This is a genomic window from Microvirga sp. GN3 (assembly GCF_055792825.1).
Window position 1 is genome coordinate 1 of sequence record NZ_JBVVAK010000056.1, and the last position, 18,692, is coordinate 18,692.

18 protein-coding genes and 1 pseudogene are annotated in these 18,692 nt (G+C 63.3%); 11 read left to right on the forward strand and 8 right to left on the reverse strand.

Going from position 1 to position 18,692, the window contains the following annotated elements; all coding sequences use genetic code 11:
- From ACS5Q1_RS24065 to ACS5Q1_RS24080, 4 genes are all read left to right on the forward strand, one after another.
- Window positions 1-1,007, forward strand: a 1,007-nt coding sequence (locus ACS5Q1_RS24065) for a Gfo/Idh/MocA family protein (protein WP_473100538.1), incomplete at its 5' end; no start/stop codon positions are given.
- 7 nt (window positions 1,008-1,014) lie between these two features.
- Window positions 1,015-2,154: a DegT/DnrJ/EryC1/StrS family aminotransferase gene (locus tag ACS5Q1_RS24070; RefSeq protein WP_473100539.1), complete on the forward strand. Its 1,140-nt coding sequence runs from the start codon at window positions 1,015-1,017 to the stop codon at window positions 2,152-2,154.
- A 33-nt stretch (window positions 2,155-2,187) separates the two neighbouring features.
- Window positions 2,188-2,415 (forward strand): hypothetical protein, encoded by a 228-nt coding sequence (locus ACS5Q1_RS24075; protein ID WP_473100541.1) that lies wholly within the window; start codon window positions 2,188-2,190, stop codon window positions 2,413-2,415.
- Between the two features lie 547 nt (window positions 2,416-2,962).
- On the forward strand, window positions 2,963-4,951 hold the full coding sequence (locus ACS5Q1_RS24080) for a S8 family serine peptidase (protein WP_473100542.1): 1,989 nt from the start codon (window positions 2,963-2,965) through the stop codon (window positions 4,949-4,951).
- On the opposite strand, the gene ACS5Q1_RS24085 is transcribed toward ACS5Q1_RS24080, so the two are convergent.
- Window positions 4,921-5,349, reverse strand: coding sequence for a hypothetical protein (locus ACS5Q1_RS24085; protein ID WP_473100543.1), 429 nt, complete (start codon window positions 5,347-5,349; stop codon window positions 4,921-4,923). The two genes, ACS5Q1_RS24080 and ACS5Q1_RS24085, sit on opposite strands and share 31 nt — an antisense overlap.
- 607 nt (window positions 5,350-5,956) lie before the next feature.
- On the opposite strand from ACS5Q1_RS24085, the gene ACS5Q1_RS24090 reads away from it, so the two are divergent.
- Both ACS5Q1_RS24090 and ACS5Q1_RS24095 read left to right on the forward strand, forming a co-directional pair.
- Window positions 5,957-6,145, forward strand: a complete 189-nt coding sequence (locus tag ACS5Q1_RS24090; RefSeq protein ID WP_473100544.1) for a DUF6894 family protein — start codon at window positions 5,957-5,959, stop codon at window positions 6,143-6,145.
- A gap of 577 nt (window positions 6,146-6,722) precedes the next feature.
- The gene (locus tag ACS5Q1_RS24095; protein ID WP_473100545.1) at window positions 6,723-7,508 is read left to right on the forward strand and encodes a PRC-barrel domain-containing protein; all 786 of its coding nucleotides are present in this window, start codon (window positions 6,723-6,725) and stop codon (window positions 7,506-7,508) included.
- Between the two features lie 214 nt (window positions 7,509-7,722).
- Here ACS5Q1_RS24095 and ACS5Q1_RS24100 read toward each other — a convergent pair whose 3' ends face one another.
- Both ACS5Q1_RS24100 and ACS5Q1_RS24105 read right to left on the reverse strand, forming a co-directional pair.
- Complete coding sequence (locus tag ACS5Q1_RS24100; RefSeq protein ID WP_473100546.1) at window positions 7,723-8,988, reverse strand: extracellular catalytic domain type 1 short-chain-length polyhydroxyalkanoate depolymerase; 1,266 nt, start codon at window positions 8,986-8,988, stop codon at window positions 7,723-7,725.
- Window positions 8,989-9,085: 97 nt separating this feature from the next.
- On the reverse strand, window positions 9,086-9,505 hold the full coding sequence (locus ACS5Q1_RS24105) for a CopG family transcriptional regulator (protein ID WP_473100547.1): 420 nt from the start codon (window positions 9,503-9,505) through the stop codon (window positions 9,086-9,088).
- A gap of 428 nt (window positions 9,506-9,933) precedes the next feature.
- Here ACS5Q1_RS24105 and ACS5Q1_RS24110 point away from each other — a divergent pair, with 428 nt between their 5' ends.
- Entirely contained in the window at window positions 9,934-10,929 is a 996-nt protein-coding gene (locus tag ACS5Q1_RS24110; RefSeq protein ID WP_473100548.1) for a phasin family protein, read from the forward strand.
- 122 nt (window positions 10,930-11,051) lie between these two features.
- Here ACS5Q1_RS24110 and ACS5Q1_RS24115 read toward each other — a convergent pair whose 3' ends face one another.
- From ACS5Q1_RS24115 to ACS5Q1_RS24125, 3 genes are read right to left on the reverse strand one after another with little or no spacing between them, the layout of a single operon-like run.
- Window positions 11,052-11,291 (reverse strand): hypothetical protein, encoded by a 240-nt coding sequence (locus ACS5Q1_RS24115; RefSeq protein WP_473100549.1) that lies wholly within the window; start codon window positions 11,289-11,291, stop codon window positions 11,052-11,054.
- 45 nt (window positions 11,292-11,336) lie between these two features.
- Window positions 11,337-11,705: an Atu4866 domain-containing protein gene (locus tag ACS5Q1_RS24120; RefSeq protein WP_473100550.1), complete on the reverse strand. Its 369-nt coding sequence runs from the start codon at window positions 11,703-11,705 to the stop codon at window positions 11,337-11,339.
- A gap of 15 nt (window positions 11,706-11,720) precedes the next feature.
- The gene (locus ACS5Q1_RS24125) at window positions 11,721-12,449 is read right to left on the reverse strand and encodes an SDR family oxidoreductase (RefSeq protein WP_473100551.1); all 729 of its coding nucleotides are present in this window, start codon (window positions 12,447-12,449) and stop codon (window positions 11,721-11,723) included.
- A 137-nt stretch (window positions 12,450-12,586) separates the two neighbouring features.
- Here ACS5Q1_RS24125 and ACS5Q1_RS24130 point away from each other — a divergent pair, with 137 nt between their 5' ends.
- Window positions 12,587-13,480, forward strand: coding sequence for a LysR family transcriptional regulator (locus tag ACS5Q1_RS24130; protein ID WP_473100552.1), 894 nt, complete (start codon window positions 12,587-12,589; stop codon window positions 13,478-13,480).
- Between the two features lie 162 nt (window positions 13,481-13,642).
- On the opposite strand, the gene istB is transcribed toward ACS5Q1_RS24130, so the two are convergent.
- Together istB and istA are read right to left on the reverse strand one after the other, a co-directional pair.
- Window positions 13,643-14,389 (reverse strand): IS21-like element helper ATPase IstB, encoded by a 747-nt coding sequence (gene istB, locus ACS5Q1_RS24135; protein WP_473100553.1) that lies wholly within the window; start codon window positions 14,387-14,389, stop codon window positions 13,643-13,645.
- Window positions 14,390-14,402: 13 nt separating this feature from the next.
- The gene (gene istA / locus ACS5Q1_RS24140) at window positions 14,403-15,917 is read right to left on the reverse strand and encodes an IS21 family transposase (RefSeq protein ID WP_473100580.1); all 1,515 of its coding nucleotides are present in this window, start codon (window positions 15,915-15,917) and stop codon (window positions 14,403-14,405) included.
- Window positions 15,918-16,263: 346 nt separating this feature from the next.
- Between istA and ACS5Q1_RS24145 the strand changes: the two genes are divergently transcribed.
- From ACS5Q1_RS24145 to ACS5Q1_RS24155, 3 genes and pseudogenes are all read left to right on the forward strand, one after another.
- On the forward strand, window positions 16,264-16,605 hold the full coding sequence (locus ACS5Q1_RS24145) for a hypothetical protein (RefSeq protein WP_473100554.1): 342 nt from the start codon (window positions 16,264-16,266) through the stop codon (window positions 16,603-16,605).
- Window positions 16,606-16,790: 185 nt separating this feature from the next.
- Window positions 16,791-17,615: an IS5 family transposase gene (locus ACS5Q1_RS24150; RefSeq protein ID WP_473100555.1), complete on the forward strand. Its 825-nt coding sequence runs from the start codon at window positions 16,791-16,793 to the stop codon at window positions 17,613-17,615.
- Window positions 17,616-17,859: 244 nt separating this feature from the next.
- A pseudogene (locus ACS5Q1_RS24155) lies at window positions 17,860-18,675 on the forward strand (IS5 family transposase); the annotation flags it as partial.
- Window positions 18,676-18,692: the final 17 nt, after the last annotated feature.

An 18,692-nucleotide genomic window follows, 5' to 3' on the forward strand; every position in this document is an offset into this window, starting at 1 on the left:
TTGCGGTGATCGGCTGCGGAGCCTGGGGCAAGAACCTGGCCCGCTGCTTTGCCGAACAGGGCTGCCTCGGTGCTGTTACTGATCATCACTCCGAGGCCGTCGAGTCTGTCGTTGCCCGGCACGGTAGCCGAGCTCTGTCCTTTGAGCAGATCCTGGCCGAGCCTTCGATCCAAGCGGTGGCGATCGCGACCCAACCCTCAACCCATCACCACCTTGCCAAGCGCGCCCTGTTGGCCGGCAAGCATGTCTTTGTCGAAAAGCCGCTCGCGCTCGAGCTCAGGCATGCTGAGGAGCTGACCGCCTTGGCACGGCGCCTCGACCGACGGCTCATGGTCGGCCATATTCTCCACTACCATCCTGCTGTTGCGAAGCTCCGGAACCTCATCGTGGCTGGCACCATTGGCCGTATCCTGCGCCTTCAGGCCACCCGGATGAACCTGGGGGCGATCCGCCGCGAGGAGGATGTGCTCTGGTGTTTGGGGCCCCATGATGTCTCGGTCATTCTCAGCCTCGTCGGCGCCGCGCCAAGCGAGATCCACGCGGTCGGCGGCTACCACCTGCGCCGGACCATCGCCGATGCGGTGACCCTGCACTTGTCCTTCCCGGCTGGCGAACAGGCGCAGATCAACCTGTCCTGGCTTCATCCCGTCAAGGAGCATCGCCTCACCGTGATCGGGTCAGAGGCCATGATTGTGTTCGATGATGGTGCGCCATGGGGGCGCAAGTTGCTGCTATACCCGCACGTGGTCGATGTGGCTGGCAATGTACCGGCAGCAATCCGAGCCCAACCACTTGCGATTGCGGTGGAGGAGCACGAACCGCTCAAACGGGAATGCCAGCATTTCCTCGACTGCATTGCCCAAGGGCGCGAACCCAGGACAGACGGCGCCGAAGGACTCCGAGTGACGCGGGTCCTGGCCCAGGCGAGCGCAATGATGAACCCGGCCGAGACTCGCTGGGCTGGTCCCGAGCGTGCGGGCCGTGTCGCTCCTTGGCTCGAACTCTAGCCCAAACATGCCGAACCAGATTGCCTTCATTGACCTTGCCGCTCAGCGCCGGCGCCTCGGACGAGGGGTCGACGCGGCGATCCTCCGGGTGCTCGAGCACGGCCTGTATGTCATGGGCCCGGAGGTCGCCCGACTTGAGGCGGATCTCTCCGCGTTCTGCGGTGCCAGTCACTGCATCTCCTGTGGCAATGGCACCGATGCCTTGGCCCTGATCCTGAGGGCCAAGGGGGTAAAGGCCGGGGACGCTGTCTTCTGCCCAGCCTTCACGTTCGCGGCGACCGCAGAGGCCATCGCCGGACTCGGCGCGACGCCCGTGTTCGTCGATGTCTGCGAGGACACCTTCAACCTTGATGTCACGAGCCTTCAATCCGCCATCACGGCAGCGAGAGACCGGGGTCTCAATCCCGTCGGCATCATCGCAGTCGACCTCTTCGGCCAACCGGCCAATTACGACCTCATCGAGGCCACTACGGCCAACGAGGGCTTGTGGCTTCTGTGCGATGCGGCGCAAAGCTTCGGGGCCAGCTACAAAGGGCGCCCGGTTGGTACGATCGGGCAGGCCACTGCGACGAGCTTCTTCCCGGCCAAGCCTCTCGGGTGCTATGGCGATGGCGGCGCGGTGTTCACGGATGATGCAGAATTGGCACACGTCATCCGCTCGCTCCGCATTCATGGTCAGGGAACAGACAAGTACGACAACGTGCAGATTGGCATGAACAGCCGGTTGGATACCGTGCAGGCGGCCGTTCTGATTGAGAAGCTCAAGATCTTCCCCGAAGAGATCAGCGCCCGCAACCGTGTCGCCACACGCTACACCGAGCAGCTTGGCGATCTTGCCACTGTGCCCAGGATTTTGGACGGTGCGACCTCGGTCTGGGCGCAGTACACGCTGCGCCTGCCGGGCCGTGATCGCAACGCTGTTCAGGCTTCCCTGACGGAGGCTGGAGTTCCAACGGCCGTCTACTACCCGGTGCCTCTGCACCGGCAGGTGGCCTACAGGCACTATCCCACGGCTGCGGGTGGCTTACCCGTTTCTGATCGCCTTGCGGCTGAGGTTATCAGCCTGCCGATGCACCCATATCTGACCGAGCAGATGCAAGACCAGGTTACCGCTGCCGTGCGGGCCGCCTTAGCGGCTCATGCTTGATCGCCGCCCTTAGAAAGAGCGGCACGATTACTCATGTGGCCTCAGGGGACGGAGCTGTCCTCGGACCCGCATCAGGTGCCCTTCGGTGGCTCGTCTGCGATCCATCAGTCGATTCATCTCGATGAGGAGAGTCTGCTCGTCCGGCGTGGCCCGTCCGGCGTCAGGGCGATCCTTGCAGAACCGGCGCTGTTGGGTGACGTTCGCGACCTTGAAGTCGAGCCTCTCGCATTCGGCCGCGAGACGATGAAGTTCCGCGATTAGTTCCTGCTCATTCATCTGGTCCAGGTGAAGCATCATCCTTAACTATTGTGGTGTCCGATACAGCCCCTTTCACTGTACGGGTGCGAGCTTAAACATCATTTTTGGAGATGTGGTGACGGCTCCAACGAAGGTCCGCTCGGGGTCAAATTTTCACGTTCCGGCCGCTCAACGAATGTCGGCTCTCAACCGCCGAAGCAGACTATGCGCTTACGTCTCAGGAGTGCCGGCACTGGACGACAATGCAGGGATCGGTGCGATGATCGGATTCCGTTTCCTGCGTTTTCGTAGCCGTCGTTGACGATCGGGCAGCAATCGCTGGCACAACGAAGGCATCCGCTTCGACGCCCTTGAGCACACCGCAACTATTGCCAAGCTTACGATCAGACACATTTCGTGATTGGTTCGCTCCTGTTCATCTCAGGTACGGTACAAGGCATGCAGTTCAGTGCATCGTGCGATCAACCTTCCAGGTTGAGTTTCGCCTTTACGTTCCGATCGCGCTGCAACTGGTGCATTCACGGCTGAGTTGCCGGCACGAGAGAAATGCATGGCACGCTGGTGGCGACATATCCTCACTGCGGTAGCAGGCATTGCCATTGCCCTTCCCGTCCGCGTCCAACTGGATCTCGGCCATGAATCCAGCCTGCCCATCTTGAACGGATCTGCGCTCGCCAAGGGCGATGGCGGTGGGAACGGCAACGGCGGGGGCAACGGGAACGCCAATGGGGACGGCGTCGGCGGCGGTGCTGGCAACAGTGGCGGCAACGGGAACGGAGGCGGGAAGAGCGGCGGCGCGGCCGGCAGTGGCGCAGGGAACGGGAATGGCAACGGCGGCGGCAAAGGCAATTCCAACGCTGGAGGGCTCGGGGGCGGCATAGGCGGCGGGTCCAGCCGCGGGAACGGTGCCGGAGGCGGACTCGGCCGCGGCAATGGCGGCTCCGATGGCAGTGTCGGTCGCGGCAACAGCGCCGGAGCGAGCGTTGGCGGCGGTGCGGGCAAGGGCAACAACAATGCCGGTGGCAACAGCGGCAAGGCCAACCCGGGCAACAACGGGAACGCCAATTCCAGCAAGGGAGCGAGCGCTGGCACAAGCGCAAGCAACAGCAAGGGCAATTCAAAAGCCAACACAGCGAGTGCCGGAAACGCACCGAGCAAAAGCCAACGTACTAATAACAAGGTAGAGGCGAGCACCGGCAAGACTTCCACAAGCCGGAGCAAGGCCGCGGCATCCGCCCCGCAGGCACCCAGCCGAGCCAAGGCTGCCGCCTCGGTGCAGGCGGCGAAGACTGCGGCTTCGATCAAGGCCCAGCCTGTGCGTGTAGCTCCTGTTGTCGAAGAGATCGACCGCCGTCCCAAGCCGCGGCGATCGTCGCGCTCCATCGTGGCGTCGGGCCTATCGCAGGCGGACTTGGCTCGGCTGACCGCCCAAGGCTTCCGGATCAAGAGCCAGACGCAGGGCAGCCTCACGGCTCCGGTGGTCCGGCTTCAGGTACCAAGCGGTGTCTCCGTGGCACAGGCCCGGCACAGGGTCCGCTTGGTTGACGCTCAGGCCTCAGTGGATTTCGACCAATTCTACTATCTCGATGAGGGCAGTCCGGCCTGCATGGGCGCCGAGTGCCCGTCCACCGGGCCCGGGAACTGGGCCTCGCTCGTGAAGTGGTCGGGGTCGAACGCCGCCCAATGCGGCCCCGCTCCCCTCATCGGCGTGATCGACACCGGCATCAATGTCGCGCATGACGCCCTGCAGGGACAGGCGATCGAGGTTGTGGCCCTGCCCACCCGCCGCGCGATCGCCTCGTTGCCGGATCACGGCACGGCCGTTGCGGCGCTCCTCGTCGGGCGGCCGGACAGCCAAACCCCTGGCCTGCTGCCACAGGCCAAGATCATTGCAGTCGACGCCTTCTACCGCGACGGCGGCACCGCCGACCGGACGGACGTGATGGCGCTGGTCACGGCGATCGAGGCCCTGGCCGAGCGTGGCGTACGGGTGATCAACCTGAGCCTGTCTGGTCCTGCGAACGAGGTTCTCCAGAAAGCCATTGCCGCCGCCCAGGCCAAGGGTATCGTGATCATTGCAGCCGCGGGCAATAACGGCGCCGGTGCCGAGCCCTCCTATCCGGCTGCCTATCCCGGGGTTGTTGCCGTGACAGCGGTCGATCACGAGCTGAATGTGTACCGGCGTGCGACGCGTGGCTTGTATGTTGATCTTGCGGCACCTGGGGTGAATGTCTGGACGGCCTCGGCCCAGGGTACTGGTTCCCTCAGAACAGGAACATCCTATGCGGTGCCGTTTGTATCCGCCGCCGCGGGAGTCCTGCTGGCCTCCCATCCCGAGCTGGACATGAAAGCGGTTCAGGCCCGCCTAGAGGAGAGCACCCTCGATCTGGGACAGCCCGGGCGGGATCCCACGTTCGGCTTCGGCCTGATCCAGATGGCAGGCCTGTGTGAGCAGGCAGCGGAGCCTCCAGCGATCGCAGCGGCTCCGGAGCAACCATCTACTGTACCCTACAAGGAGGAAAGCGTGGAAATGCCCTGACCTGCGACAGACCTCCCGGTTCGGGCATGATCCTCCGAGCTTGCCATGCGCTCCGATGAAGGCGCCAGCGGCCGATGACGCGGGCGACCATCTCGCGCGCGTTGCGGGATCGTCATCCTGACGGTGCGCTGGATCAGCTTGAGCTCCTCCTGCACATCCATGAGGCGCTGGAGCAACTCCGCATCCGTCATCTGCCGGATCGGGTGCTCGTCACATTGCCCCAGAGCCCGAATTCTCTTCAGGATGGTTGGGCCGATGGAAGGCGTTGAGAGCCATTGGGCATCCGTGACCTCAGCCACCTCCCGCTGGGTGGGACAGCGCCCCCCGAACTCGCTGCGGATCGCACATTGCAACCGTGGGGAAAACTGGCTTAGGGGGAAAGGCTCATCCAGCGACATGGGTTCTGTTCCTGGCGCAAGCGGACCTCCATCGCAGGTTCTTATCGTGTCTCCCCGAAGGCAGAATAATGGCCAGGCTTAGGCAATCTCGCCTGACTATACCTTTGGGTTCGGAGCCGTTCGATCGAACTCAGCGTCGATACGGGGCGCGTGGGGAAGCTGCCGGTCGAGGGATTCCCGGTACCGGAGGCCGCCGCGGAGAAGCGAGGTCGACGTCGCCTACGGTGCTACGGGCGTTGTCTGCACGATCAAGGCCCCTTTGGGTGACAGCGTGTCCTGACGCCTTGCCTGCCGATGAGGCCGGCCCTGTCAGCGCAGGGACGCCCTGGTCAGGTGAAGCCAATTAACAGGGCAGGCAAGCGTCTATTCGTGGACATCCCTGTCACGCATGGAATTGTCTGAAAGTCGGCTGCGGGTCAATGAGTAACGAACAGCAGATGAAATAAAGGTCCGCTCGCCGCCTCATGAGCAGACCAAAGCGTTTTTTCCGAGATGTGCCACTAAGAGACATTCCCAGCTCAACAAGCGAAATTTCTGACAAGGCTGTTTTAGACCAGCGAACAAACGGCCGCCCGACAGGTTTGTACGCACCTGCTGGGAGGAACCCATGCCTCGTTTCTTCTTCGACGTGCTGGAAGACGGGGAGGTCACCCCTGACAACGGCGGTCTTGAGTTCGGTAGCCGCGATGCTGCCGAATACGGGGCCGCTCGGTGCGCGGCTGAGATCGGGCGTGTACGGTCCAAGTCAGCAGGGATGACGATGGCGATCAGGTTCTCTCTGCGGCCGTTCCCATGACGGTTTGCCGCTTGGAATTCGCGCAGGCTTAAAGCGACCGTGTCAGGAAAGACCATAGCTGGGGGTTGGTCCCCATCGGCACCGCGCCGCGGGACGGCACGCCTGTGATCCTCTGGTTGGAGGAGGATGAGATGCTATCTGTCTTCCCGCAGCCGGCCGGGTTCTGGACCGTCAACCCCCATGCAGAAGTCGGCTACTGGCGGCTTTTTGGTGATCGCCCACGCTTCTGCTCGGACAGGCATATTCGCGGATGGCGGCCGTGTCTTCGTAAGTGAGACGGTTGCCGCCAACTTCACGTAAGCCCGTTCCCAGTATGGCAAGATTAACTTCAGACTGGATCTTAGCAGTCCAAAGAGAATTGGACTTTTCTGCCCAGCCAAGTCCCGACAGCCCGCCTATTCCTCTGTCTTGCCGCGATGGTTCAAGGGCAACAATGCCGCGGTCTTGTCCAATTGCGTGTTTGGAGCCGTACATCTTATGCACCACATCCAAGCCCAGGGTACGTAGAACGATAGGCTGGTCACAGGAGTTGGAAGCACATCACCCCAAAGAAGTCAGATCGTCATGGAGAGTGATCATGGACGAGAAACAGGGAATGGGAGCCGGGCAAGCTGGAAACGTGCCGTCCAACGCTGCAAACCAGCCGGGTGGCAATAGAGACACGGCCCAAGGGAACCCTCAAGGAAGCGGGGGCGAAAGCTTGGTTGATCAGGCGAGGAACACCGCCGCTGATCTTGCAGGCCGTGCCTCCGATGTCGCCCGTGAGGCTTACGATCAAGGCCAGCGGTATGTCCGTGAAGCAGGCGACCACTATCCGCAGGCCCAGCGCTACTATGAGCGAGCCACACAGGCCGTCGAGCACCAATTCACTGAGGCCCCGCTCACATCGCTGCTGGCAGTGGGAGCAGTCGGCCTTGGGATGGCTTGGCTCATTGGTGGTCTGAGCAGAAGCCAGGAGCGTGCGCCATATCGTGGCAGGACCGGCAGGGATTATCCTGGTCAGCGCTCAGGCAAGCCGCTGATCGAGAGCGACCGGGTGGAAGGCACTGCCGTGTACGACCGCAGCGGCAGGCGCATCGGCACCGTCGAGCGGGTGATGATCGACAAGATCAGCGGACGGGTGGCCTATGCGGTGATGTCGTTTGGCGGCTTTTTTGGCGTGGGCACGAGCGAGTACGCTGTCCCCTGGCGCATGCTCGATTATGACCTCAGCTTGGGAGGATATCGTATCCAGATCACGGCAGAGCAGCTTCGGAGTGCGCCGAGCCTCTCCGGTGGTCGCGGTCAGGACTGGCCGGATCGGGCGAGCGAGCAGGACCTGCACGACTACTATCAGGTGACCTACTACTGGCTCCTAACCTGACGGTTTGGACAGGCAAGCGGCAGAGGCATTCGGCTCCCGGTCCTCTGAGAGGACCGGGGCTTAAGCATGACCTTCCACCATGGGGCACTCTGGAATGCCGGGTCCTTGGAACGAGACAAATTAAACCCGATTGGCGCAATCTAGGTCTACCAGCATGGGAGATATCCACTCATAGCCCGCCAGCCCTCACCGTGGTTTGGCGGGCTCGTTGTGCTTACACGGGAGATGCGGCGGTCGGTTTCGGATGCTCAAGAAAGAAGCGCATCATCTCACGGCTGGCCTCGGGTCCTCGGGGCTCAGTATAGGACCCGCTCGGGCTTCCCCCGGACCAGGCATGGCCCGCCCCGTGAAGCACCCAATGCTCGAGCATCGGGTGGCCGCTGTCATCGCACGCCACTGTGTGGGTATAGCCGATCCCACCAGGAGCCTGACCGCGGCTGACCGTCGTCCGAAGATCGGATCCCGCCCGCGACTGGGCGAAGACCTGGTCCCCATTGACGGGATTGACGGTCGTGTCGCGATCGCCATGGAACACGATGGTCGGCACCGCTTGCTTGGCCCCACTGTGATGAGGCGCCCCACCCTGTCGCATGGCGGCGAAGGCCGAGGCCATGTCACGCGCCGCCCCGCATGCCAAGCCCGAATGGACGCCCACGGCGGCATACAGGTCCGGGTAAGCCGAGCCCATGATCGCCGCTGCGGCCCCACCGGCGGACAGCCCGGCGACATACACGCGTCCGGGTTCAACAGAGAGGTCACGCATGATCTGACGGGTGATGCCGGCGATCAGCGAGGGCTCGCCCCGATCCCGCTGTTGATCGGCTGCGTTGAACCAGTTCCAGCACTTGGACGCGTTGGCGGACTGGGCCTGCGCCGGGTAAGCGACGAGAAACGTCTGCTCCTCGGCCAGTTCGTTCATCCGTGTCCCGGCGGCAAAATCGTCCGGCGATTGCGTGCAGCCGTGCAGCATCACCACGAGCGGCACAGGCTGACCCGTGTAGCCGCTTGGGATGTAAAGCTTGTAGGCGCGGCTGCCCGCCTGGTTGGCAAACATCCGCTCTTCGAAGCGGGCTCCCTCCGGCAGCGAGGCCGGTGCACGGGCTGGAATGGGTCCAACCAATCCATCAAGGTCGAGCGCGGAGCCGGATTGGCCCATGCGGTCGAGGAAACCGCGCAACGCTTGCGGCACCTGAGGCTGGGCCAAGCCTCCATCCAAACCGGGAACGTTCGGGACGACGTGTGAAGGGGTGAATTTGGGTGGAGTCCAGGCCTCTCCCCTGGAAGAAGGCGGCACCATGTCGAGGATCCGTGTAGCACGCCCCGATGGACGCTGGTCGGCATCTTTGCCGGCGTCGCCTGAGGTCGCTGACGGGTGGCCGCCCGACAATCCTCTCTGAAGGATGGCCATGGCTTCGGCGAGCCGGCCTTCACGGGTCAGACGGGTTGCCTCAAGCATGTCGATATTCAGTCGTGCGTTCATGAGTTCGGTCCTGTTGCCGGGCGAAACGGAGCCCGCCCCTTCCGGCCGGGAGGGGGTGGCAGGCTCGAGAGACGGTGAGACGGGTGCTACCCGGTGGTCAGCGTATGCGGTCCTTCAGTGCCTCCTTCACGGCAGGACTGGCGTGCAAGGCGCCAAGGACGTGAAGGGAGGCGATCGTCTGACGCGCCAGCTCGGGCGTGACATCGTTGGCGATGCTGGCGAGACCGAGCACCTGGATGTGCAGCATTTCTCCGGCTGCTTGCACAGCCTCAAGATCCTGGCGGCTGTAGTGACGGAGACCCAGGTCGAGCTGGTGTCGGGCGACGGACTTCGTGACGGCGTCGTTATGGCGGTCGAGCTGGTTGCGAATGGCCGTGCGGATGAAGTCGGTCCGGTTGGAGTAGAAGCCCTCCTGGATCAGAAGGTCGATATGGCCCAGGTCGACATAACCAAGGTTGATCGTGATCTTCTCGCTGTCTGCCACCTTGGGCCGGAGTTCGTGGACATTGCTCGCCATGGCATACCATCCCCTTACCATCCACATGGATGGTAAATAGGTGTGGCCACGGTGGGGATCAAGGCCTCGATCTAAGCTTTCGACGAGGCGAGCTCGCTGCATCAGGTCGATGTCACCAAGCAAAGTACCCATGCGGAAGCATAGGCCGTGGCGGCGAATGCCGGAACGCCTTGGGGGTGAGGCCTTCGCACGCGACCGGGCCAACTACCCTGCATGGGTTTGAGCCTGCGACCTCTCGTCCCTGGGCTGCATCGGGACATCCCGAGGTAGGAACCCGATGGTCATCGCCGGGGTTGCGGACTAACCCATGCTAATTGCGCCGGGCCGTGTCCCATCCGGTGTCACGGGTTCCCAGTTCCAGTGTTCGAGTTTCCAGTGGCTCCGGCGCCACGCGCCGGGCCATGCATTTCAGCTTTTGTGAGGAGAAGATGGCAACCAACAGACGATACAGCAAAGCGCCGCCCGACAAGGCGAACGAACTGTTCGAGAAGCTGCTCGCCACGTCCGACGGAGCGGTGAAGACCCGCGAGAGGCTCTTCCAGGAACTCAAGGAGGAGTTGGAACTGCTCGCGAGGCTTCAGGACGAGCACCTCTTCCCGGTGCTGCGACGGCACGGGATGCTGGACCTCCTGCGCGACGCCGCCAAGGACAACGAGGACACGGCCACGCAGCTCGCGGAGCTGGAGGGCCTGCCGAAGAACGGCAGTGAATTCCTCGACCGGGTGGCCGAGCTGAGGAAGACCTTCCAGCAGCACATCCGGGACGACCGGAAGGAGCTTCTCCCCGCCGTTCTCCAGATCCTGAGCGACGAGGAGGCCCAAGCCGTAGCCGAGAAAGTGGAGGAAGACATGGCTAGCATCGACGAAACCAGGCGGGCCGACGCCCGACGCTCCCGCGAGCAGGCCGAGACCGTGCAGCGGGTGACGGAGGACGTCGCGGAGACCCTCCGGGCCGGCGTGGAAGGCGCGCAGACCATGGCACGCGCCATGCAGGAGGCAGTGGAGAGCAGCCTCGAGGCGGTCACCGACCTGACCCGGCGTTCGACCGACCAAGCCATGCAGATGCTCGGCCGTCCCGGCGGCGATGCCCAGGGCCTGACGGAGGAGGCCTCGCACAACCTGCGGGCCGTCGCCCACTCCGGCACAGCCTTGGCTCGCGGACTCCAGGACGTCTCGCGCGAGGTGCTCGAGCGGAGCCAGCGGCACATGCGGCGCAACATCGAGGGTCTGACCGATCTCGCCCGTTGCCGTTCCATGGGCGACCTCGTTGAGGTGCAGGCCTCGCTCCTGCGCGACAACCTGGAGCTGACGATGGAGAACAGCCGTCGCATCGCCGAGCTCACGATCCAGATCACCGACGAGGCCACCCGCACCGTGACCGTGCAGGCCGAGAGGACGGCGAACCGCTTCAACCGGGTTGCCTAATCCTGCCCTGATCCTGATAGGCGAAAGCTCCCGGCCCCACGCCGGGAGCTTTTTCGCAATCCAAGGGTGACCTCGGAGGGACGCAGACGCTGAGCCGGGGGCATGCACCTGCTGGGGCGTCGTCATCCGACGGCTATCTCACGCCAGAAGAACACCTTCAAGGATGCCTGCATCTCGGCGATCAAGGCGCGGGGGTCCCGACGGCGTTCGGCAGCCTTGCAGGTGAACAGGCCGTGCTTGCGGCTACCGCCGGAACGTCTGCACAGGGTCAGGCAGCGAAATTCGCTGACCTTGAGGAAGGTCTGGCTACGTGAGGATTGCTGCCCTAAAGCTTTGGTCTCAGGAGTGCCGGAACCGGACATTGAATCCCTGCCACGCAATATGCGTGGCAGGGATCACAGCGAACGTCAGGGACGCGGCTTCCTCTGTCCTTCTCTGTAGAACAGCATTCCACCGTGGTGGAGGACATCGTCGATGAACTCACCGTCAGCCGTAAATCCCGTATCGTCCCAGTAGTCGATCTTGCTGCCGCGGATCTCATAGCGCCCCTGATAGGCGCTCTTGCGGGAGCCCCGCGCCTCATCATAACGCCCATTCGGGAGAAGCTCGTGGCGAATGTGGCCGTCCCTTGTGACCCACATGCCGAGATAAGGGTGAGTTGTCATGTCTGTTGCATCCTTGGATCGGGGTTGATTGGTATTCGAGGATTGCCCGAGCGCCCCTGGCGCGGCAGCCATTGCAACAGCAAGGACGAGAGCGAGTTCAATGCGTGGCATTGAAGGCTCCTTTCTTCAGTGCGGGCTTGCGGTCGGACGAACGATGATCTCGCTTACGTCCACATCGGAGGGTTGCTCGATCGCGTAGCGGACCGCTCGACCAATCGCATCCGGATCAATGGCAATCCTGCGAAACTCATTCATAGCCTCGCGCGCCGTATCATCCGAGATCGTATCCGCCAGCTCGCTCGTCACCACACCGGGCGAGATCACCGTGACCCGCAGCCGATCCATTTCCTGCCGGAGGCCGTCCGAGATCGCCCAGACCGCGTATTTGGTCGCGCAGTAGACTGCGGCCGTCGGCGACACGCGATGCGCCCCGATGGACGCGACATTGATGATGTGGCCGGACCCTCTTGCTTCCATGGTGGGTAGCACGGCCGCGATCCCGTTCAGAACACCCTTGATGTTCACGTCCACCATCTGGTCCCACTCGCTCACTTTGAGAGCGTTGAGAGGCGAGAGCGGCATGATGCCCGCGTTGTTGACGATCACATCGACGCGGCCGAACTCCTCGTGCGTGGCAGACACGACCCTGGCAAAGTCATCCCGCGACGTCACATCGAGCCGGTGGGCGCGCGCGACACCGCCGGCTGCCTCAATCCGACTGACGAGGTCGTGCAGATGGTCCGTCCGGCGTGCCCCCACGACGATCGTGTGACCGGCTTTAGAAAGCTCCAGAGCCACCGCCTCACCGATTCCGCTCGAGGCGCCGGTAACCAGAACGATCTTTCTCTCAGACATGACTTCTTCCTTTCGTCCGAACCTGTGTGCGGACCTTTGACCCCGTGCTGGCCTTCAGCCCGTGGGCGAAAGATAGTTTGGTTGGCTTGCGTGATCGACTTGCCAATCGTGAATGAACTGGTAAGTTTCTGTCACCAATGGAAACAGATCTTGCCGGCATCACCGTTTTCGTGACGGTCGCGGAAGCGCGCAGCTTCCGGGCGGCGAGCGAGCGCCTAGGGGTTACGCGCTCCGCCATCAGCCAAGCCATCCGTCGCCTTGAGGAGCGGATGGGTGTGGCCCTTGTTCAGCGCACGACCCGCAGCGTTCGTCTCACCGAGGCCGGGGAGCGGCTCTATCAAGCGGTAAGCCCTGCGCTCGAGGATGTGAGCACGGCCATCAAAGCCGTAGGCGAATTGCGAGACCAGCCCAGCGGCATGCTGCGCCTCACGGTCTCCTCCATCGCCGAGAGGTTCCTGAGCGGCTCGCTGCTCGCGGGGTTCCTCGCGGCTTACCCCGACATCCACCTCGACATCACTGTCACGGACGAGGAGTTCGACATCGTGGCCGAGGGCTTCGATGCCGGTGTCCGGCTCGGTGAGGTGATCGAGCAGGACATGATCGCCATTCCGGTCTCGGACGAGCAGCGCCAGATGGTGATGGCTTCCCCTGATTATATCGCCCGGCATGACGCACCTGCCCATCCCCGGGATCTGCCAAAGCATCACTGCATCGGCTGGCGGCCAAGCCCGCAGGTCGCCCCCTACCGATGGGAGTTCACCGAGAGCGGACGCGATTTCGCTGTCGACGTGAACCCTCGCGTGACCACCAACGACATGAGGGTGATGATACGATTGGCTTGCGCCGGGGCAGGCCTGACCTTCGGGATGGAGGAAACCTTCCGGCCCTATATAGCCCGGGCTGAACTCATCCCGCTTCTTGAAGAGTTCTGCCCACTGTTCCCCGGCTTCTACCTCTACTATCCGACCCGCAGGAATGTGCCGCTCAAACTGCGTGTCCTCATCGATTACCTGCGTCAGAGGCGACCTTAATCTCTTTGCTCATGCGGATACCGACGAAGCCGTCCACTTCGTCCAATCTGAAGCCGTCCAGGCATTCCGATTTCAAGCCGTCCATGGTTCCGAGGTGAAGTCGTCCACCTTGGCGCCGCTCTTCGGGTCGTTGATGGATGGTGGTTGAGGTGATGGCGCGGGTCAAGCGTCGGCTTGCGTGTGGCGGGTCTTGCGCAGGCTCTCGCCGGTCAGATTAATCCGGTAGGCGTTGTGCACGACCCGATCGAGAATGGCGTCCGCCAGCGTCGGCATGCTGCCGATCATCGCGTACCAGTTCTCGACCGGCACCTGGCTGGTGATCAGCAATGAACCGGCATCGTAGCGATCTTCGACGATCTCCAGCAGATCGCGCTGCTGCTCGCCGGTGAGCGCCTCAGGGCCCCAGTCGTCGAGCACCAGCAGCCTGGCCCGGGCGAGTGTGCGTAACAGGCGAGAGTAGCGGCCATCGCTGCGGGCGAGATCGAGCGCCGCCAACAGCCGCGGCACACGATGGTAGAGCACCGACAGGTCCTCGCGGCAGGCCTGGTGTCCCAGGGCGCAGGCGAGCCAGCTCTTTCCGACGCCGCACGGGCCAGTGATCAACAGATTGCGCCGCTCGCGGATCCAGTCGCAGGACGCCAGCTTGAGAAAGAGCGACCGGTCGAGGCCGCGCGGGGCCCGGAAGTCGACATCCTCGACGCTGGCAGGGTGGCGCAGTTTGGCGGTCCTGGCCCGGGTCTCGAAGCGCTTCTGCTGCCGCGTCGTCACTTCATGATCGAGGATCAGGCCGAGCCATTCGGCATGGCCGAGTGCGTCAGCCTCGGGATTGGCGCTGAGCGCCTTGAAGCCTTTGGCCATGCCGTGCAGGCCCAGCGCGTGGAGTTGGTCGAGGGTGGGATGGGTCAACATGGTCGGTCTCCTGTTAGTGGAAATACCCCGGTCCGCGGACATTGGGGTGGGTGAGAATGGGCGTGTCGGCGGCCGGGGCGGGAGCGCGCTCGCGGTAGGTGTCGAGAAGCGACACGATGCTCTTGTAGGTCAGCGCCCGGATCGCCAGGGCTTTGGCCGCGGCCGCCTCGACACGCTCCTTCGGGATGCCGCGCATGTGCTGCAAAACCCCGATGCAGGTGCGAAAGCCCTGCTCGGGATGGCGGCGCGTCGCCAGGATGGCGGCAATCAGTCCCTCGGTGTGCGGGCCGATCGCCGCCGCCCAGGAACGGAAGCGCTCGGGCGACCAGGCGGCATAGCGGCGATGCGAGCTCGGCATGTGCTCGGCCTGCGTGCCGTGCACCCGTCCCGCATAACGCCGCGCGTGGGCAGCGACGCGCCCGCCCTTGTGGAAGGCCTCGATCGTGCGCTGGGGGACGCGCACCTCGACCTGCTGGCCGATGAGGCCAAACGGCACCGAGTAGAAGAAGCCCTCGACGTCGATGTGATAATCGAGCCCGACCCGGGCGAACTGCCAGTGCGCGAAGACGTAGTCCTCCGCCGGCAATGGTGCGAGGGCCGGCTTCTCGATGGTCTCGAACAACTGGCGCCGGCTGACGCCGAGCCGGCGCATGGGCACGCTGTTCATGCGCTCGAGGGCCTCGGCAATGGCCGCATTGGCCTCCTGGAGCGAGAAGAAGGTGCGGTGGCGCAGGCGGCCGAGAATGTAGAATTGGGCGAAGCGGACCCCAGCCTCGACTTTGGCCTTGTCCTTCGGGCGCCGCGGTCGGGCCGGAAGAATTCCGACCTCGTAGTGAGCCGCCATCTTGCCGTAGCTGCGGTTGATCTCGGGATCGTAGAACGAGGCCTTGTGGACGCCGCTCTTCAGGTTGTCCGGGACGATGAGCTTGGTCACGCCGCCATGGAACCGGAACATCCGCACATGGGCTTCGATCCAATCCGGCAGGGTCTGGGTCCAGGTCGCTTCGGCATAGGTCAGGTTGGAGGCACCGAGCACGGCGACGAAGATCTCGGCGTGACGGATCTCGCCGGTGAGCGGATCGACGATGGGCAGCTTCTTGCCCGAGTAATCCACGAATACTTTGTCGCCCGCGACGTGATGCTGGCGCATGGTCGGCGTCAGGCGGCGCTCGAAGGAGCGGAACAGGTCGCAGAAACGCGAGTAGCCATAGCCGTCCGGATGATCCGCGAGATATTCCTCGTGCAGGATGGCGATGCTGACGCCAGGCCGCTTGAGCTCCTGGATCAGGTGGGCCCAATCCGGCTCCGGCCGACGGCGCGTGCCGATCCGAGCGCCCGCGCGGGCGAACAGCTTCTCCTCCAGGGCAGCGTCGGTCAGATCCTCCGGCAGCGGCCAGATCAGCCCGGCCGCCTTGGCCCGCTGGATGGCGTCTCGCACGGTCGAGCGCGCCGCGCCCACAATCCGGCCGATCTCGCGATCGCTGGTTTGGCTCGCGTGGAGCCGCAGCACTTGCCGCATCTGTCGCATGGTCATCTCTCTGTTTGCCGGCATCGCGTCCCTCTCTGGTGGAGAGGTCGCAATGCCCCAATCGGATGACCCGGTGCAGCACGGTTCTTCAGACCGATCCCTGGACGGGATCAAATCGGAAGGATGGACGGCTTCAAGTCGGAAGGGCGGACGGGATCAAATCGGAATCGTGGACGACTTCAAGTCGGTACACATGGACGGATTGCGTCGGTATCCGCACCTGGCTGGAACAATGCCGCGAAAAAGAATGGTCGCGCTCACCTTGGAGCCCGTTCCCGATGCATGCGGGATTATGGTCAGGGCTTAGGCCCAACCGGATATAAGGTGATGCGGACGAACGGTTCGCATGAGCGCCATCGGGCTCAACCTCGGAGATCACGGCAGCACCTGCGACCAGCACTTGACTGACGTATCGGCCCATATAAGGGGGCTTCTCATGGCCGCAGAGGCGGCCGCAGCCGCTCATCCCGACAAGCGCTTTGCCTCGGCTTACATCTTTGCTGCCGTGCGGCCTGCCGCGGGGGAGGACTTTGCACCGGTGATCCCGCATGTCTCCGCCGCAGCCATGGACATATTCCTGGAGCAGTTTGTCACCAGACTGTCGGAGACCATGCACGCGGTCATGGTGCTCGACGGCGCCGGCAGGCATGACGACCGGTCCTCCAGATTCCAGCCAATCTCACGTTGATGCCGCTGCCAGTCTATGCGCCGGAGTTGAACCTGGTCGAGCGGATTTGGCTCTATCTGCGCGAGCGGTTCTCTCTCCGCCTGCTGACCGACGAGGAGGCTGTCTTAGAGGCTGACTGAAAAAGGTTGAGTGGCCTCAAGCCGCTGTGATTCCGTCGGATTTGCAAAGATTCGATGGAGGTCACGATGGTTTGGACCGAGGCCACTCGCCGACAGTATCGGCGAGACGGACTGCGCTATGCAAGCAATCTCACGGATGCCGAATGGGCGCTGGTCGAGCCGTTCATGCCCGCCGCCCGGCGGATCGGGCGTCCGCGTATGACCTGCCTGCGAGCCGTGGTTGAGGCCATTCTCTATCTCGCCTCGACCGGGTGCCAATGGCGCCAGCTGCCAAAGGAGTTTCCGCCCTATTCGACCGTGCAAGGCTACTTCTATGCCTGGTCACGCGACGGCACCTTTGAGCGGATCAACCATGCTCTCGTGGCCGCCTCGCGCGAGAGGGCCGGCCGCGAGGCGAGCCCCTCGGCCGGCGTGATCGACAGCCAGTCCGTGAAGACCACCGAAGCCGGCGGACCGCGCGGCTTTGATGCCGGCAAGAAGATCAAGGGCCGCAAGCGCCACATCATCACCGACACGCAGGGCCATCTGGTCGGGTTAAGGGTTCATCCCGCCGATATCCAGGACCGGGACGGAGCCGTAGAGGTGCTGACGTCCGTCCGCGCCCTCTATCCGTGGCTGCGCCATGTCTTTGCCGATGGCGGCTACGCGGGAGACAAGTTGCGCGAAGCTCTCGCCACTCTCGGGCACTGGACGATCGAGATCATCAAACGCTCGGATGCGGTCAAAGGCTTCGCGGTTCTCAAGCGCCGCTGGGTCGTGGAGCGAACCTTCGGTTGGCTTGGACGCTGCCGGCGCCTAGCGAAGGACTTTGAAGCCTCCATTGAAAGTGCGGTGGCTTGGGTCTTCATCGCCCATATCCGGATGCTGACCAGGCGGCTCGCAAGGACCTGAAGGATCACAAGTCTTTTTGAGTCAGCCTCTTAGAGGCCTGCAGTCGCGCCCGAGATGCGCTCACAGCCGAAACCGGACGGGTCCAATCCCTGTGTACCTATCCCTACATCTCACAAGTTGCCTTATAGGCGCGCCGGTATTAGAGGCTGGTGAACGATTTTTGCTCGATCCAAGTGCCTGCTCAGAATAGGTTGGGTGCCGGGCTGCGGAGGCAAATATGGGCTGTCCCGCGAGAGCCAGCGCCATGGATGCCTTCTGCCTCTACGCTAGCGATCTCAATGATGCCGAATGGGCGCTGCTCGCGCCCCTTGTCCCCCGCAGCCATCCGGCCGGACGGCGGCAGATTTATCCCTTACGGCGCATCGTCGATGCGATCTTCTATCTGCTGCGCACCGGCGCCCAATGACGGCTGCTGCCGCATGAGGATCCGCCGCGTGGTGCCGTCTTCTACCACTATGCTCAGTGGCGCGAGAATGGCACCTGCGAGCACGTGACCCAGGTTCTGCGCGAGAGTTATCGCTGTAAGATCGGCCGCGATCCTCAGCCGACAGCGGCGATCATCGACAGCCAATCAGTTAAGACCACTGAGGTGGGCGGACCACGTGGGTATGAGGGCGCCAAGAAGGTCAAGGGCCGCAAGCGTCATCTGCCCGTTGATACGCAAGGCAATCTGCTGAAGAACAGCGTGCACCCAGCCGACATCCACGACCGCGCCGGAGCCGAGATCCTGTTGGACGGTCTGCAGCATCACTTCCCGGCCATCGAGCTGATGTGGGCCGACACGGCTTATCGCGGTTTGCGGGGCTGGCTTCAGAAGGCACTGGGCTGGAGGCTGTCTATCCCACAACACTGGTGGTCCGGCGGCGTCTGGACGCGGGTAGATGCGGAGCCGCCGACGCGCCCAAGTGGCTTCCAGGTGCTTGCGCGACGATGGATTGTTGAGCGAACGATCGCCTGGTTGACCACCAACCGGCGGCTGGCCAAGGACTACGAACGCTTGGTCGAGACCGGCGAGATGCTGCTCTATCTCGCCATGAGCCGCATTCTGCTCCGACGCCTCACCTCAAAAAAGGGAAA

Bases quoted from the DNA above. Each gene is read 5' to 3' on its own strand.
- ACS5Q1_RS24070 (WP_473100539.1), top strand. From the start codon at position 1,015: ATGCCGAACCAGATTGCCTTCATTGACCTTGCCGCTCAGCGCCGGCGC.
- ACS5Q1_RS24075 (WP_473100541.1), top strand. From the start codon at position 2,188: ATGTGGCCTCAGGGGACGGAGCTGTCCTCGGACCCGCATCAGGTGCCC.
- ACS5Q1_RS24080 (WP_473100542.1), top strand. From the start codon at position 2,963: ATGGCACGCTGGTGGCGACATATCCTCACTGCGGTAGCAGGCATTGCC.
- ACS5Q1_RS24085 (WP_473100543.1), bottom strand. From the start codon at position 5,349: ATGTCGCTGGATGAGCCTTTCCCCCTAAGCCAGTTTTCCCCACGGTTG.
- ACS5Q1_RS24090 (WP_473100544.1), top strand. From the start codon at position 5,957: ATGCCTCGTTTCTTCTTCGACGTGCTGGAAGACGGGGAGGTCACCCCT.
- ACS5Q1_RS24095 (WP_473100545.1), top strand. From the start codon at position 6,723: ATGGACGAGAAACAGGGAATGGGAGCCGGGCAAGCTGGAAACGTGCCG.
- ACS5Q1_RS24100 (WP_473100546.1), bottom strand. From the start codon at position 8,988: ATGAACGCACGACTGAATATCGACATGCTTGAGGCAACCCGTCTGACC.
- ACS5Q1_RS24105 (WP_473100547.1), bottom strand. From the start codon at position 9,505: ATGGCGAGCAATGTCCACGAACTCCGGCCCAAGGTGGCAGACAGCGAG.
- ACS5Q1_RS24110 (WP_473100548.1), top strand. From the start codon at position 9,934: ATGGCAACCAACAGACGATACAGCAAAGCGCCGCCCGACAAGGCGAAC.
- ACS5Q1_RS24115 (WP_473100549.1), bottom strand. From the start codon at position 11,291: ATGTCCGGTTCCGGCACTCCTGAGACCAAAGCTTTAGGGCAGCAATCC.
- ACS5Q1_RS24120 (WP_473100550.1), bottom strand. From the start codon at position 11,705: ATGCCACGCATTGAACTCGCTCTCGTCCTTGCTGTTGCAATGGCTGCC.
- ACS5Q1_RS24125 (WP_473100551.1), bottom strand. From the start codon at position 12,449: ATGTCTGAGAGAAAGATCGTTCTGGTTACCGGCGCCTCGAGCGGAATC.
- ACS5Q1_RS24130 (WP_473100552.1), top strand. From the start codon at position 12,587: ATGGAAACAGATCTTGCCGGCATCACCGTTTTCGTGACGGTCGCGGAA.
- istB (WP_473100553.1), bottom strand. From the start codon at position 14,389: ATGTTGACCCATCCCACCCTCGACCAACTCCACGCGCTGGGCCTGCAC.
- istA (WP_473100580.1), bottom strand. From the start codon at position 15,917: ATGCGACAGATGCGGCAAGTGCTGCGGCTCCACGCGAGCCAAACCAGC.
- ACS5Q1_RS24145 (WP_473100554.1), top strand. From the start codon at position 16,264: ATGAGCGCCATCGGGCTCAACCTCGGAGATCACGGCAGCACCTGCGAC.
- ACS5Q1_RS24150 (WP_473100555.1), top strand. From the start codon at position 16,791: ATGGTTTGGACCGAGGCCACTCGCCGACAGTATCGGCGAGACGGACTG.